Source organism: Ethanoligenens harbinense YUAN-3, from assembly GCF_000178115.2.
Lineage (GTDB): Bacteria > Bacillota > Clostridia > Oscillospirales > Ethanoligenentaceae > Ethanoligenens > Ethanoligenens harbinense.
On sequence record NC_014828.1, the window covers coordinates 1,788,097 to 1,802,167 of the forward strand.

The following is a 14,071-nucleotide window of genomic DNA, read 5'->3' on the forward strand; positions in this document are numbered from 1 at the left end:
TCACTCCGCCTCCTTCTCGCCCGCAAGCAGGTAGACCGTGTCCAGCGCAATGCCGGACGCAGCGCGCACCACATCCTCTTTGGAAAGCGCGGCGATAGCCGCGGCCACCTGCTCCGGCGTGCGGACACGGCCCGCCAGCGCCTGCGCCAGGTACCACATGGCAACACCTTCCAAAGAATCGTTGACTTCTTTATAGGAATTCTGCAGACTGAGCACCGCAAAACGCAGATCGTCATCCGAAAACGCGCCGGCTTTGAGCGCGTCGAGCTGCTTAAGAATCTCCACGCGCGCTTTTTCGGCGTTCTGCTCCTCCACGCCGGATTCGACGAACACCAGACCCTTGTGCCGCTCATACCGCGCGTAGCAGTAATAACACAGGCTCAGTTTTTCTCGCACGTTCAAAAACAGCAGCGCGTGGGGCGAGCCGCCCAGCACCGTGCAGGCAAGCTGCGCGGCGTCGGTGTCGGCGTCCGGCAGGGCCACGCCCGCGCGGAAGCCCAACCCCAACTTGGCCTGCGTGACCGGAAGGCGCTCCACCGTTTCGTGCACCGGGCCGTGCGGCATGCGCAGCACCCGTGTTTCGCAGACAAGCGGCTGATCGCGCAGCACCTTGCGGAACGCTTCGGTGAACCGTTCGCACACGCCCTCCGCATTGCCCGCGCCCACAAAAACCACTTCAGCCCGGGCGCGGGTGAGCATTGACCGCCACGCGCACACCAACGCCTCGGGCGTAATGGCTTCCACCGCTTCCACGCTGCCGTATTCGTTCACACCGAACGCCTCGCCGCGGCACATCTCCTCACGCAGGCGGTAGCCGGCGTATGCGCGCTTGTCGTTGAGCTTGGAGCGGATGATGTCGATCAGGTTGTGCTTTTCGATCTCCACATCCGTTGCGCGGAACGCCGCGTTTTCAAACACGGGGTCGAACACCACGCTGCGCAGCAACGCCGCCCCCTCCCGGAGCAACGCCTCCTGCCCGAGCGCATAGCGGTCGCCCAGCACCTCGATATACAGCGTGACGATCTGCATCTCGCCACGCTTGGAGATATCCCAGTCCATCTGGGCGCCGTAAAGTTCCGCCAGCCTCTCGTTGAGCGCCGTCATGTCCGGATGATCGCGACAGCCCCGCCGCAGCACCATCGGCAACAGCGCATGGAGCGAAGCCGTTTCCACCCGCAACGGCAGGATGAAACTCAAGGAGATATGGTTGTATTTGAATTTGTCCTCATGCACCGAGGTGAAATAGACGCCCTCTTTCAGTGGCTTTCGATGAACCTTTTCCGTAGACACGCACCTCCGTCATTTGCAGGCAGGCCGCGCGGCCTGCCTGTTTTTTCCGATAAACATCTTTATTATAACACACGGAGGGTAAAATAACTACATCCGTACCCGCCCGAACGGAAAAGCAAGCCGCACACCGCCCGCATCCGGCACTCCCGCCTGAACAGAAAAGCGGAACGCGCCCACTTCTGGCTGCGCGCCCGCGATTTCGGTGCATTTTTCTGAACAAAGCGCGCCGTTGACAAGCGCAAGCAAAACCGATATGATGAAAGGTGTCAAATTTTGCATGGAATCCGTAAAGGATATCGGATAGAAACACCCGCTTTGCGCGGGAAAACGGAGGCATTATGTTCGTCGATACAGCAAAAATCCTGCTCAAAGCAGGCAACGGCGGAAACGGCTGCGTGTCGTTCCGGCGGGAAAAATACGTGGCGGCCGGCGGACCGGACGGCGGCGACGGCGGCAAGGGCGGCGACATCCTTTTTGAGGTAGACGACAACCTCTCCACCCTGTCGGATTTCCGCTATCGGCGCAAATACGCGGCCGAAAACGGCGAAAGCGGCAAGCCGAAAAAGAGCTTCGGGCGGCGCGGCAAGCCGCTTGTCATCAAAGTGCCGCGCGGAACGCTCATCAAAGACGAGGCCACCGGCAAGCTGCTGCATGATATGTCGGATGACAAACCGTATGTCGCCGTGCAGGGCGGCAAGGGCGGCTGGGGCAACTGCCACTTTGCCACGCCCACCCGCCAGGTGCCGCGTTTTGCCAAAAGCGGCGTGCCTGGTGAAGAACGCGAGGTGCGTCTGGAACTCAAGCTGCTGGCGGACGTCGGTCTGCTCGGTTTTCCCAACGTCGGCAAATCCACGCTGCTCTCAACGGTGAGCGAAGCGAAGCCCGTCATCGGCAACTACCCGTTCACCACACTCTCTCCGGTGCTGGGCGTGGTGCGCATGGGCGAAAGCTCGTTCGTGATGGCGGACATTCCCGGCCTGATTGAGGGTGCGAGCGCAGGCGTGGGGCTGGGGCACGATTTCCTGCGCCATGTGGAGCGCTGCCGCCTGCTGGTGCATGTGGTGGACGTTTCCGGCAGCGAGGGGCGCGACCCCGTGCAGGATTTTGAAACCATCAACGCCGAGCTGGCGGGCTACAGCCCTGAGTTGGCCGAGCGCCCACAAATCGTGGCGGCCAATAAATGCGACATTGCCGACGAAGAAGCCGTGGCGCATTTCCGCCGCTACATTGAGCAAAAAGGGCTGGTGTTCTTCCCCATCTCGGCCGCCACCAAAGACGGAGTGGCCCCTCTGCTGCAGGCCGTGGCCGCCAAACTGGCCGCGCTGCCGCCCATCAAAACGTTCGCGGCCGAAGAGCTGCCGAAAGAAGATTACGAGCAGAAGGCCGACCGGGAGATCACCGTCACCGAGCACGACGGCGTTTATTTCGTGGAGGGCAAATGGCTGCTTAACGTCATTGGCTCGGTCAATTTCGACGATTATGAATCGCTCCAGTATTTCCAGCGCGTGCTGCGCAACAGCGGCGTGATCGACAAATTGGTGGAAGCGGGCATTGAAGAAGGCGACACCGTGAGCATCTACGACGTGGAGTTCGATTATGTTGGCTGACCTGTTTGACACGCCGCTCTCCCCCACCCATGCGGCGCAGTTCAGCCCGCTCGCCCTTGCCTTCATCGGCGACGCGGTCTATGAACTGCTGGCCAGAGGGCAGGTGCTTGCCGGCGGCAGCGCGCCGGTGGGCAAGCTTCACCACCGCACGGTGGGCTTCGTGCGTGCGGACGCACAGGCACAGGCGGCGCACGTTTTGCTGCCGCTGCTGGATGAAGCGGAAATCGCCGTGCTGCGGCGGGGGCGCAACGCCAACACCGCCCATGTGGCCAAGCACGCCGACCCCATCGACTACCGCTACGCCACGGGGCTGGAAGCATTGTTCGGCTACCTCTATCTCACCGGCCGCACCGACAGGCTGCGGCAGTTGTTTGCGCTTATTATAAAGGAAAAAGAAGCGGCTGCCGGGACAACCTGAACCCCGCACGGAACAGCCGCGCCTCATTTTGCGGTTTTGGAGGGGTATTATGAACAGCGGAAAATCCATGAACGTGGCGGGCAGGTTCCCGCTGCGCGAACTGGTCAAGGACGGGGTGTTTTTCACCGTTGGCACGTTTCTTTACTCCATCGGCGTATCGGTCTTCACCGTGCCCAACCGCATCGCGCCCGGCGGTGTGACGGGCCTGTCCACCATCCTGCATTATCTCATCCATACGTCCGTCGGTACGATGATCCTGGTGCTGAACATCCCCCTGTTCATCCTGGCGTTCCGTTTCCTTGGCAAACGGTTCGTAATGAAGACCGTGTTCTGCACCGTACTGGTATCGGTCTTCACCGACATCCTCAGCCTGCCGTTCGTACCCAAATATACGGACAACCCCATTCTCGCTGCGCTGTATGGCGGCGTGCTTTCGGGCGCAGGGTTGGGCATGGTCTTCCTGCGCGGCGGCACCAGCGGCGGCTCCGATGTGCTCAGCCGCCTGCTGCGCCTGAAATGGCCGTATGTGCCGATGGGCCGGATGCTGCTCACCATTGATTTCTGCGTGATCTCGCTTTCCGCCTTGGTATTCTGGAACGTGAATGTTGCGTTGTATGCCATCGTGGTGGAATTTACCTCCTCACGCGTGATCGACAGCCTCCTCTACGGAGCGGACAACGGCCGTATGGCTCTCATCATCTCCGACCAGTATCGGGAGATCGCGGCGGCGATACGCACCGACCTCAACCGGGGCGTCACCTTGTTCAAAGGGCAGGGCTCCTACACCGGCAGGGAACACGAGATCATCCTGTGCGCCGTGCGGAGAACACAGGCGGCCAAACTGCGTGTGCTGGTGCGCCGCATCGATCCCAAAGCGTTCGTCATCCTGTGCAGCGCCGACGAAGTATTGGGGCAGGGTTTCAAGCCGCTCAGGCAGGCAGACTAGCGCCCCCGCAGACCGTAAACAAAAGAAGCCCGCGTCATCCGGTTTTTCCGGATGACGCGGGCTTCTGCTTTATCCGCCAGGTGCAGAAACGCACGGCGGCCTATCCTGCATATGGGATAGGGTCAATGCGCGCCCGTAGGGATGTGTTCTTCCTCAAGCACGCGATACAGCGCCCGGATGGTCTGCTCCGGGCAGGGCGGATATCCCTGCAACGGGAACGGGATGCCCAGCGCGTCGTATTTGGTCTGGCAAAGTATCTGGAACGGCAGCAACTCAAGCCTTTCCAGATTGGGGAACTGCCGCGCAAGCGCGGCCAGCGCGCGGATATGCGTTTCCCCATCGGTGAGGCCCGGCACCACCACATGCCGGAGCCACAGCGGCACGCCCAGCTCCGCGGTCTGCCGCAGAAACGCGAGGACCGCCCGCAGGCTGCCGCCGCAATAACGCGCATACGCCTCTTCGGTGGTGAATTTCAGATCGCAGAGTACCAAAGAGGTGTGGGCGAGTACGGCGCGCGCGCCGGCCGGGTCGCCGACACCGGAGGTATCAAGCGCCGTGTGGACACCCGCTTCCCGCAGGAGGCTGAACAGCCCCGCCACAAAACGCCACTGCAGCAGCGGCTCGCCGCCCGATACGGTGACGCCGCCGGTTTTGCCGAAATAGGGGCGGTAACGCAGAATCTTTTCAAAGAGCGCCTGCGCCGTCGTTTCCTCGCCGCCGTCCGCAAGCCAGGTGTCCGGGTTATGGCAATAGGCGCAGCGCAGCGGACAGCCCTGCATGAAGACCACCGCGCGCAGGCCGGGGCCGTCTACCGCGCCGAGGCTCTGGAACGAGTGGACGCGCCCGGTGATGCCCGTTCCCCGCCCTGCTTCCGCCGTATTGATCGGTGTGCCGTCCATATCCAACGCCCCTTTCTGCCGCGCGTCGGGTTTACGCGTGTACCGGCACCGCCAGCGCTTCATGGAACGTGCGGGAAATCACTTCGCGCTGCTGCTCTTTGGAAAGCTTGTGAAAATGCACGGCATACCCCGAAACGCGGATGGTCAGGTTGGGATATTTTTCGGGGTGCTCATACGCGTCCACCAGCATCTCACGGTTGAGCACGTTCACGTTGAGATGGTGCGCTTTCTGGACAAAATACCCGTCGAGGAGCGCCACCAGATTGCTGTAGCGTTCTTCCGGCTCATGCCCCAGCGCCTGCGGCACGATGGAGAACGTGTTGGAAATGCCGTCCTTGCAGACGTCGTAGGAAAGCTTAGCTACCGAGTTGAGCGAAGCGAGCGCGCCGTTTTTGTCGCGGTTGTGCATGGGGTTGGCGCCGGGCGCGAACGGTTCGCCGGCTTTGCGTCCGTCCGGCGTGGAGCCGGTCTTTTTGCCGTACATCACGTTGGAGGTGATGGTGAGGATGGAAAGCGTGTGCTCCGCACCGCGGTAGGCCGGCGTCTGTTTGAGCGCATCAAAGAACAGGCGCACCTGCTCCTGCGCGATACTGTCCACGCGGTCGTCGTCGTTGCCGTAGGCCGGATATGCGCCCTCGGTCTCGAAATCCTTGATGAGCCCGCTTTCGTCGCGGATGCAGCGCACGCGCGCATATTTGATGGCCGAAAGCGAATCCGTCAGCACCGAGAGCCCCGCGATGCCGAACGCCATAAAACGGTGGACATCCGTGTCGTGCATCGCCATCTGTACGGCTTCGTAGGCGTACTTATCATGCATATAGTGGATGATGTTCATGGCGCTGACATAGGTGTGCGCAAGCCACGGACGGTAGAAATCCATCAATTCCAACACCTTGTCGTAGTCGAGGTAGTCCCCCTGATACGGCGCGTGCACGGGCCCGGCCTGGATGCCGTAGCGCTCGTCCCGCCCGCCGTTGAGACTCATCAGCAGCAGCTTGGCCAGGTTGGCGCGCGCACCGAAGAACTGCATGTCCTTCCCCACCCGCATGGCCGACACGCAGCACGCGATGGCGTAGTCATCGCCGAATTTGGGGCGCATCACATCGTCGTTCTCATACTGGATGGCGTCGGTGTCGCAGGACACCTTGGCCGTGTAGCGCTTGAACGCCGCCGGCAGGTTCTCCGACCACAGCACTGTGAGATTCGGCTCGGGCGAGGAACCGAGGTTATACAGCGTGTGCAGCATGCGGTACGAGCTTTTGGTGACGAGCGTACGGCCGTCTTCTCCCATGCCGCCCACCGACTCAGTGATCCACATCGGGTCGCCGCCGAACAGCTCATTGTATTCCGGCGTGCGGAGGTGCCGGGCCAACCGCAGCTTCACCACAAAGTCGTCCATGATTTCCTGCGCCTGTTCCTCGGTGAGCACGCCGTCGCGCAGGTCACGTTCAAAATAGATGTCCAAAAACGTGCTGGTGCGCCCCAGGCTCATGGCCGCGCCGTTCTGCTCCTTGATGGACGCGAGATAGCCGAAATACAGCCACTGCACAGCTTCTTTGGCGTTTTGCGCCGGGCCGGAAATATTGCAGCCGTACTGGGCGGCCATCTCCTTGAGCGCGCCCAGCGCCGCGATCTGTTTGGCCAGTTCCTCAAGATCGCGGATGTTGTCTTCGCCCATGCCGCGCTCGCCCATCTGCTTTTTGTCCGCCTTTTTGACTTCGATGAGGCGGTCCACGCCGTAGAGCGCCACCCGGCGGTAATCCCCGATGATACGCCCGCGGCCGTAGGCATCCGGCAGGCCGGTGATGATGCCGCAGTGCCGGGCCGTGCGGATTTCGTCGGTGTAGGCGTGGAACACACCGTCGTTATGAGTAGTACGGTAGCGGAATTCCTCCTCCACCTTCTGCGAAAGCTGGTAGCCGTACGCCTTGCAGGCTTCGCGCGTCATGCGCAAGCCGCCGAACGGGTTGACACCGCGGCGCAGCGGTTTGTCCGTTTGCAGGCCCACGATAATGTCCTTCTCTTTGTCCAGATAGCCGGGCGCATAGGCCGTCGGCGTGGTGACGGTCTCGGTATCCACGTCCAGCACGCCGCCCGCGGCCTGCTCTTTTGCCAGCAAGTCGTTGAGCTGGCGCACCACTTCCTGCGTGCGGGCCGTCGGCCCGGCCAAAAAAGACTCGTCCCCGGTATACGGGGTGTAGTTCTGCTGGATGAAATCGCGCACGTCCACGGCGTCCTGCCAGTTTCCGCCGCAAAACCCTTCCCATGCCTGTCTGCTCATCTGCATTTCCTCCATAGCGGCCTTTCACCGGCCTGCAAAGACAAAAGGGCAGCATTCGGTCATAACCAAATGCTGCCCAGACGGTCGGCAATTTCAGCAGGCTTTTACTCCCTTGTGGTGTGCTCCACAATTCCGTCAGTCATAAGAGCCTGATTCAATTTCTGTCCCTATTGTACTATACCTTTTTGGGGGTTGTCAAGCCAAAATATTTAAAATGAATACAATTTTTGAGCGTGCGGGACTTCAGCCGATCTTGTCTTCCATCAACTGCGCGTAGCGGTCAAAGAGCTGCTCAAACACACACTCCCACGAGCGGCTCTTGGCGGTTTGCAGCGCGCGGTCGCGCATGGCCAGGCGCAGGTGGGGAGAATTCAAAAACTGCTTCATGGCGTCTGTAAAAGCGGCGCTGTCGCGCGGCGGCACGATCAGGCCATCCTGTCCGTGCGTGACAATCTCCACCACACCGCCCGCATTCGGCACAATAGCGGGCAGCCCGGAGCACATGCCCTCAAGCACCACATTGCCGAATGTCTCGGTCGTGGAAGGAAAAACAAACACATCGGAGGACGCATAGGCCACCGAAAGGTCTTCCCCTTTCAGGAAACCGGTGAAATGCGCCAGCTTGCCGAGCTTCTGCTTTACCTCTTGCAGAGAAGGCCCGTCGCCCACGATGGCGAACGCCGCGTGGTCGCCGTAGGCGGCCTTGATCGCACGGATGCTCTCCATCAGGATATCGAGGTCTTTTTCGGGCGAGATACGGCCCACATATGTAAAGAGCAGGGCGCCATCCTTCGCGCCCGCTTTTTTGCGAAACGATTCGCTGCGGAAACCGGGGTTAAAGCGGTTGCCGTCCACGCCGCGGCGCATAATGTCCACCCGGCGGATGTCTTTCTGGAACAGGTATTCCTTCGTGCGCTCGGAGGGGCAGAACGTCAGCTCGCAGCTGTTATGGAACCAGTTGAGGTAAGTCTCCAGAATAGGGCTGACGATGTCCATGTTGTAGTAATGCAGATAGGAATTGAAGTTGCTGGTATAGGAAGAAACGATGGGAATGTTTTTCTTTTTCGCATAGCGCATGGCCGCCAGCGAAATGCCGAACTCACTGTAGGCGTGAATGACATCGGGCTTGAATTCGTCCAGGATCTTCTCCGCCTTGAAGACCGGTGGGATGACGATGCGGCACTCTTTATAGAAAAGCAGCGGAAACGATAAAAACCGGTACACATTTTTATCCTGTTTCTGCGGGCCGGGATATTCCGGCACCAGAAAAACAGTTTCAATGTTGTTTTTCATCGCGTAGAGCTGCAGTTTTTCCAGCGTGGTGGATACGCCGTTGATCTGGGGGGCAAACGTATCACAAAAGTAAGCGACTTTCATTCCAATTCTCCTCCAGTCTGTGGAAAACATACAGGTTCTTCGCATGATAAAGCCGTGCCGCCTCCGTGCAGATGGCCTTGCGCAGCAGCAGCATGGTCATGGCCGTGGAGACCCGCAGCGCATAAAAAACATCCGCGCAGCCGCCCGGAGGGGTCTTCTGCTGCTCCCGCAGGCTGCGTTTCAAAAACAGACGGAAGGTATCCGGCGTATCCGCCATCTCCGGCATCTCTTCGCCGAACCGCGCGGCGCCCTTGCCAAACGCGAAGAGCATCTGCCACTCGTACCAGTGATGCTGCTTCATGTCGCCGCAAAACCGCTTGGTGTGCACATAGCAGCAAAAATCGGACAGATAGTGCGTGACGACGCCGATGTCTTTTGCAAACGCAAACGAATCCAGAGACTTTTCTTCCTCTCTGTCGTACAACGCCGTGGCGCGTCCAAGCACAAAGTCCATTGATACATCCGAAAAATGCGGATGGACGTTATACTTTGCAGACAGATCCGGCAGGATATTTCCGAGCAAAAAGCCGCTCCAGCTCAGCCTGACCCCGATCTGCTCGCGGACGGCCGCATGGATACGCCGCGCAAACAGCAGGTGCACCAAAACATTCATGAAACCACCCCACCGTTTATTATACGAAAGAACATTTTTTGCGAACATCAAAAATGTGTCAAGTTTGTGTAAGCGCGTGTCAATTTTCTGTAATATCCGTGTAGAGACCGGCCGAACCCGGGCAAAACGGCAGAAAAGGAGCCGGGTGACCGGACAGGCCCTTCCGCGGCCATGCGCTCTTCACATCGATCCGCCGTATTCGGCCACACGGAAAAAAAGACCCCCGGCAAGCCATATCCGCAATGCCGGAGGTCCTTTACCTATTCAGTTATGCAACCAAGAACTGCCGGTGAAAATTACTCGTCATCCTCATCGGGCTCCGAAAAATCCTCCGTGTCACCGCAGCTTTTCTCTTTCGAGATCGGCATTTGGTCATCGCAGGAATACGGGGGCTTGGGAAGGGTCGCCACCGTGACATGCTGGATCGTGGTTGCCTTGAATTTCAGGCGCACCACGGTCTTCTCCAGCAATTTGTTGAATACCTTGATTCCTTCGACACAGTCTTCATCGTGCCAGATATCCTTGCTGCCTTCGATATCCGCATCCAGCAGTTCGGCCTTGGCACCCTCTTCGACTTTTTCACCCGGGAACGGGCAGAGCTCCACAAAGCCACCGAACGGAATCTTGAACGTGCTGTGGTAGACCGCGCCGTTCACCGTGCCGTCATGCACGTGCTCCACCGTCGTATAAACCACGGTTTTCCAAAGAAAAGCATTGAAAATCACCTTGCCCTTGATGACCTTCGCGGTGTAAACCTCCACCCACTTTTTGATGTCTTTGACGGTAAAAACCGGCGGGCTGGGCGGAGAGATGCGCGTATCCTTTTCGATAAAGAACTGTGCTTCTCCTTCGCCTACGATCACGGGCACCTGAAGCGTTTTGATCATGCTCATCGCAGTATACTCCTTTTCCTCTTGTCCAGTTGTCGCATGGACAATACCAGTATATTCCAAACAAAGGACGAGCGACATTCCCCGTGTACCGTGGGAACCCCGCCGTATTCTGCGCATATACTGGGAACATCATGGCGCCCGCCGTGCGGGCATACCCTTTGCGGAAAGGAGATCGCCGAGATGTCGAGAACTTTGGTCGGATCGTGCGAAACGCCCTACCGGAAAACCATCCTCCTGCCCGCCTCCCATTATGAAAGCGAACTGGCGGATGCGCAAACCTGTGTCGAGCATATATTCTGTAAGGACCTGGGCGGCGGCGTGATCGCCGCATACGGTTCCTATGCGGTGTTCCTGCTGTTTACATACAAGGATTTCAGCGGAAAGCCCGCCTGCTTCCACCAGATGATCCGGCAGACGTTTTCCCTGCTGTTTGAAGACGGCGTGCCGGATGCGGACGCATTTGAGATCCAGTTTACCCCACAGGCCGCCGCCCGGCCCAAAGGCGCGCACGCGATCGAATGGGCGGTGGAAATCACCGCGGCCGCAGGCGTCTCCTTTTATAAGGAAACCATGCCCGCAGAAACGCTTATCCCCGCGGCCGCAGAAAAACCGGAGCAGGATGCGCCGCCCCCGCCCGACGGGGAAACAAAGGCCACCCCGGCCGCTTCCCTGCCCGCGCATGCACCCGAGAAAAACTCGCCGAAACCCACGGAAGACCACGCGCCCGAAACGCCTCCGGACAAAGACGCCGAACCCAAAAAGCCGGAAACCGGCGGGCGGTTCTGGCGTATCCGCCCCGATGCGTCTGTTTCTCCGGAGAAACTATTGGAAATGGAAGAAGCACACCGCAGCACATTCATGGAAGAATCGACCTGACCATGCCCTGGTATCACACAAAGAGCCGCGGTCTAAAAGACCGCGGCTCTTCCATTCGCAGATATGACCGATACCGGCACGGCCGGTTATGCTTCATGCTGCCGTTGCCTGTATTCCTCAACGAGAGCGACGCCCGAACTGGTACCCAGCCGTTCCGCGCCCGCTTCGATCATAGCCAGCGCGGTCTCCAAGTCCCGGATGCCGCCGGCGGCCTTCACCTTCACGCGGTCGCCCGCCAGGCTCTTCATCAACCGGACATCCTCAACCATGGCGCCGGACGGCCCGAACCCGGTGGAGGTTTTGATAAAATCGGGCCCGACGTTGCGCGCGATCGCACACAGCTGCTTTTTTTCTTCGCCGGTGAGGTAGCAATTTTCAAAAATCACTTTGGAGATCACGTCGTGTGCCCGACAAACCCCCACGATTTCCCGCATTTCCCGCTCGACATAATCCGGATGCCTGCTTTTCAGCTCCACCAGATTGACCACATAGTCGATCTCGTCCGCGCCGTTTTCAATCGCTTCCACAGCTTCAAACCGTTTGGCCGCGATGGTAGTCTGCCCCAAAGGGAACCCGACAGCCGCCCCAACATGCACCGAGCTGCCATGCAGCAGTTCCTTGCAACGCTTTGTCATGGTACTGTTGATCGCCACCATTTTGAACGAATACTGCGCGCTCACCGCACAGAATTGCTGGAAATCTGCATCACACACCGCTGGCTTGAGCAGCGTCTGGTCGATCATTGCGGCAAATTGCTGCACGGTCAATGAAATCTGTCCGTTTTGCAAAAAAACATCTCCCTATGTCGTCATTCCGGAAGCCGGCATATCACCAGACGTTCCATATCTCCAGTCAGACCAATCGTATATATTGTATCATATGCACAAATTTATGCAAGATTTTCTCAAATTTTACGGATTATCACCAACGATATCCTTTTAAAGCACTCCGCGGTGAAATGAACGCGCAGAAAAAGCGCCCGCGAAACCGCAAGCGCTTCCATTGCAGACCGTATCCGATATGGGTAAGCAAAGTCAATTTAAAAACCGCCGCGCACAGGCAAAGCGGGACGACCAGTAACTCGATGTGACCGAATCATACGTCACGCCCACGCTGGAATTCTCCGCGTTGACCATCCTGCCGCCGCCGATGTAAATGCCTACATGGTCGATGCCGCTGCCATCCACATTGAAAAACACCAGATCGCCCGGCTGCAGGTCGTTTCTGCTGACCGACGTGCCCAGAGAAGACTGGGACTGCTCCGCAGCCGAATGTGTCAGACCGATACCGGCAGCTTTTGCAAAGACCCATTGCACATAACCGGAGCAGTCAAATGTATCCGGCCCGGCGGTTCCAAACACATAGGGGTAACCGACAAACGTTTCCGCATAGTTGATCACATAGGCAGCCGTTCCGAATCCACCCGGAGGCGCCGTTGCAACGGGGCCAGACGCCGTGCCGGAGCCGCTCTGGGATGCGGACGACGTGCTCCCCGTGCCGGCCTGTGTGGAACCGGAAGACCCGCCCGAGTGGGAAGGAACCGAGGCAGCAGACTGCGCGGCCGTCTGTTGTGCTGCTTTCTGCGCGGCGGCTTTTTTTGCAGCGGCGGCTTCCGCCGCGATCTCCGTATTGATCTGTGCGTCGGTCTTGGCTGCCTGCTGCGTTACGGCACTGATACTCTGCTGCGTGTTGCTGGCATTGGCCTGTACCTGCGCCACCGTTTGCGTCTGCTGCGCAAGCTGGGCGTTCAGGATGTCCTGCTTGGCAGCCATTGTCCCCTGCTCCTGCAGCAGTTCCTGTTGAGCCTGATCGAGCACTTTCTTGTCGGCATCCAGTTGAGCCTGTTCCGCCCGAAGCTCATCAATGATGCGATTATCGTGGTCGGAAACGGCTTTCACTATCTCTACCCGGTTCAAAAAGTCGCTCACACCGTTTGAATTGAGCAGTACAATCAAAAACGAATCGTCACCGGAAACATACATGGCACGAAGGCGCTGTTTTAATAATGTATAATCCTGATCAATCTGCTGCTGCGCTGCGGCAATTTCTTTTTCTTTATTGCTGATCTGTGTATTGGTTGAATCAACTTGACTTTGCAGGACTGCCAGCTGTTTCTGGGTCAGAGCTACTTCGGAACCGATCGCATTCTGTCTGGCCTGCTCAGTTTGAACCTGACTGTTCTGATCCTGAAGCTGTGTCTGCAATTGCTGTTGCTGCTGCTGTAACGCAGCGTACTGCTGTTTTAAGCTTGTCAGGTCTGCCGCAGTTGCCTGAAACGGCATCCATAACAGCCCTATAGACAGCAAGGCTGTGCCGGCAACCAAACGGATACTGCACCGATGCTTTTTCAACCGCATGTGTCCCTGCCTCCCATATCGCCTTACCGGAAAGTAACCAAACTGTAAGTTTTTTTACATTTTTCATTTTATCACATATTACACAGATTTTCAAAAGGATTTCCATAAAATCGATAAATATCGGCATTAAATTTCTGGGAACGGTATGAGCATTCAAAAGCGGTATGTATAGATCCATGTGCCCGGCCTCTGCGATTCGATACCAGCCGGACAGTGGGCCTGTGTATAAAATCCTTGAAACATCACAAAAGCACTTGCTTTTTTTGCATCGGTTCTTTATAATAAAAAAGCGCTGTTTGTAAAACAGCGCTTATATCATCTCTCATTTGAGCCGGTGTGATGGAATGGTAGACGTAGTGGACTCAAAATCCACCGCTGGCAACAGCGTGCCGGTTCGAGTCCGGCCACCGGCACCAAGTTAAAAGCTACATTTATTGTGTTTTTGTACAATGAATGTAGCTTTTTTATGTATGAAAATAGACTGATACAGATGCCGTTTCTTACCTTATATGAC

At 57.9% G+C, this 14,071-nt stretch carries 13 protein-coding genes, 1 tRNA gene and 1 riboswitch; of the genes, 5 read left to right on the forward strand and 9 right to left on the reverse strand.

Annotated elements, in window-relative coordinates; translation table 11 throughout:
* Complete coding sequence (gene yfmF, locus ETHHA_RS08325; protein WP_013485542.1) at window positions 1-1,290, reverse strand: EF-P 5-aminopentanol modification-associated protein YfmF; 1,290 nt, start codon at window positions 1,288-1,290, stop codon at window positions 1-3.
* Window positions 1,291-1,628: 338 nt separating this feature from the next.
* Between yfmF and obgE the strand changes: the two genes are divergently transcribed.
* From obgE to ETHHA_RS08345, 3 genes are read left to right on the forward strand one after another with little or no spacing between them, the layout of a single operon-like run.
* The gene (gene obgE / locus ETHHA_RS08335) at window positions 1,629-2,897 is read left to right on the forward strand and encodes a GTPase ObgE (protein WP_013485543.1); all 1,269 of its coding nucleotides are present in this window, start codon (window positions 1,629-1,631) and stop codon (window positions 2,895-2,897) included.
* A complete protein-coding gene (locus ETHHA_RS08340; RefSeq protein ID WP_013485544.1) occupies window positions 2,887-3,315 on the forward strand; it encodes a Mini-ribonuclease 3 in 429 nt (142 codons plus the stop codon). Before obgE ends, ETHHA_RS08340 begins: the two co-directional genes overlap by 11 nt.
* Before the next feature lie 49 nt (window positions 3,316-3,364).
* Window positions 3,365-4,261, forward strand: a complete 897-nt coding sequence (locus tag ETHHA_RS08345) for a YitT family protein (RefSeq protein ID WP_013485545.1) — start codon at window positions 3,365-3,367, stop codon at window positions 4,259-4,261.
* A 122-nt stretch (window positions 4,262-4,383) separates the two neighbouring features.
* Here ETHHA_RS08345 and pflA read toward each other — a convergent pair whose 3' ends face one another.
* The 5 genes from pflA to ETHHA_RS08370 all read right to left on the reverse strand — a co-directional run bounded on the left by pflA (window position 4,384) and on the right by ETHHA_RS08370 (window position 10,324).
* Window positions 4,384-5,160, reverse strand: coding sequence for a pyruvate formate-lyase-activating protein (pflA, locus tag ETHHA_RS08350; protein WP_013485546.1), 777 nt, complete (start codon window positions 5,158-5,160; stop codon window positions 4,384-4,386).
* A 31-nt stretch (window positions 5,161-5,191) separates the two neighbouring features.
* Window positions 5,192-7,441 (reverse strand): formate C-acetyltransferase, encoded by a 2,250-nt coding sequence (gene pflB, locus ETHHA_RS08355; RefSeq protein WP_013485547.1) that lies wholly within the window; start codon window positions 7,439-7,441, stop codon window positions 5,192-5,194.
* 67 nt (window positions 7,442-7,508) lie between these two features.
* Window positions 7,509-7,594, reverse strand: a riboswitch (ZMP/ZTP riboswitch).
* A gap of 90 nt (window positions 7,595-7,684) precedes the next feature.
* On the reverse strand, window positions 7,685-8,818 hold the full coding sequence (locus ETHHA_RS08360) for a glycosyltransferase family 4 protein (protein WP_013485548.1): 1,134 nt from the start codon (window positions 8,816-8,818) through the stop codon (window positions 7,685-7,687).
* Window positions 8,796-9,431 carry a zinc dependent phospholipase C family protein gene (locus ETHHA_RS08365; protein WP_013485549.1) on the reverse strand — a complete coding sequence of 212 codons (636 nt, stop codon included), beginning with the start codon at window positions 9,429-9,431 and terminating at the stop codon, window positions 8,796-8,798. Before ETHHA_RS08365 ends, ETHHA_RS08360 begins: the two co-directional genes overlap by 23 nt.
* Window positions 9,432-9,727: 296 nt before the next feature.
* Window positions 9,728-10,324, reverse strand: coding sequence for a DUF3794 domain-containing protein (locus ETHHA_RS08370; RefSeq protein ID WP_013485550.1), 597 nt, complete (start codon window positions 10,322-10,324; stop codon window positions 9,728-9,730).
* Window positions 10,325-10,504: 180 nt separating this feature from the next.
* Between ETHHA_RS08370 and ETHHA_RS08375 the strand changes: the two genes are divergently transcribed.
* The gene (locus ETHHA_RS08375) at window positions 10,505-11,200 is read left to right on the forward strand and encodes a hypothetical protein (protein ID WP_013485551.1); all 696 of its coding nucleotides are present in this window, start codon (window positions 10,505-10,507) and stop codon (window positions 11,198-11,200) included.
* An 86-nt stretch (window positions 11,201-11,286) separates the two neighbouring features.
* Here the strand turns inward: ETHHA_RS08375 and deoC are convergent, their stop codons facing one another.
* The 3 genes from deoC to ETHHA_RS16070 form a co-directional block, all read right to left on the reverse strand.
* The gene (gene deoC, locus ETHHA_RS08380) at window positions 11,287-11,943 is read right to left on the reverse strand and encodes a deoxyribose-phosphate aldolase (protein ID WP_049776658.1); all 657 of its coding nucleotides are present in this window, start codon (window positions 11,941-11,943) and stop codon (window positions 11,287-11,289) included.
* A 291-nt stretch (window positions 11,944-12,234) separates the two neighbouring features.
* Window positions 12,235-13,404: a C40 family peptidase gene (locus ETHHA_RS14605; RefSeq protein ID WP_242822057.1), complete on the reverse strand. Its 1,170-nt coding sequence runs from the start codon at window positions 13,402-13,404 to the stop codon at window positions 12,235-12,237.
* Window positions 13,361-13,735 carry a hypothetical protein gene (locus tag ETHHA_RS16070; RefSeq protein ID WP_242822058.1) on the reverse strand — a complete coding sequence of 125 codons (375 nt, stop codon included), beginning with the start codon at window positions 13,733-13,735 and terminating at the stop codon, window positions 13,361-13,363. Before ETHHA_RS16070 ends, ETHHA_RS14605 begins: the two co-directional genes overlap by 44 nt.
* Before the next feature lie 152 nt (window positions 13,736-13,887).
* On the opposite strand from ETHHA_RS16070, the gene ETHHA_RS08390 reads away from it, so the two are divergent.
* Window positions 13,888-13,973, forward strand: a tRNA-Leu gene (locus ETHHA_RS08390).
* Window positions 13,974-14,071 lie beyond the last annotated feature (98 nt).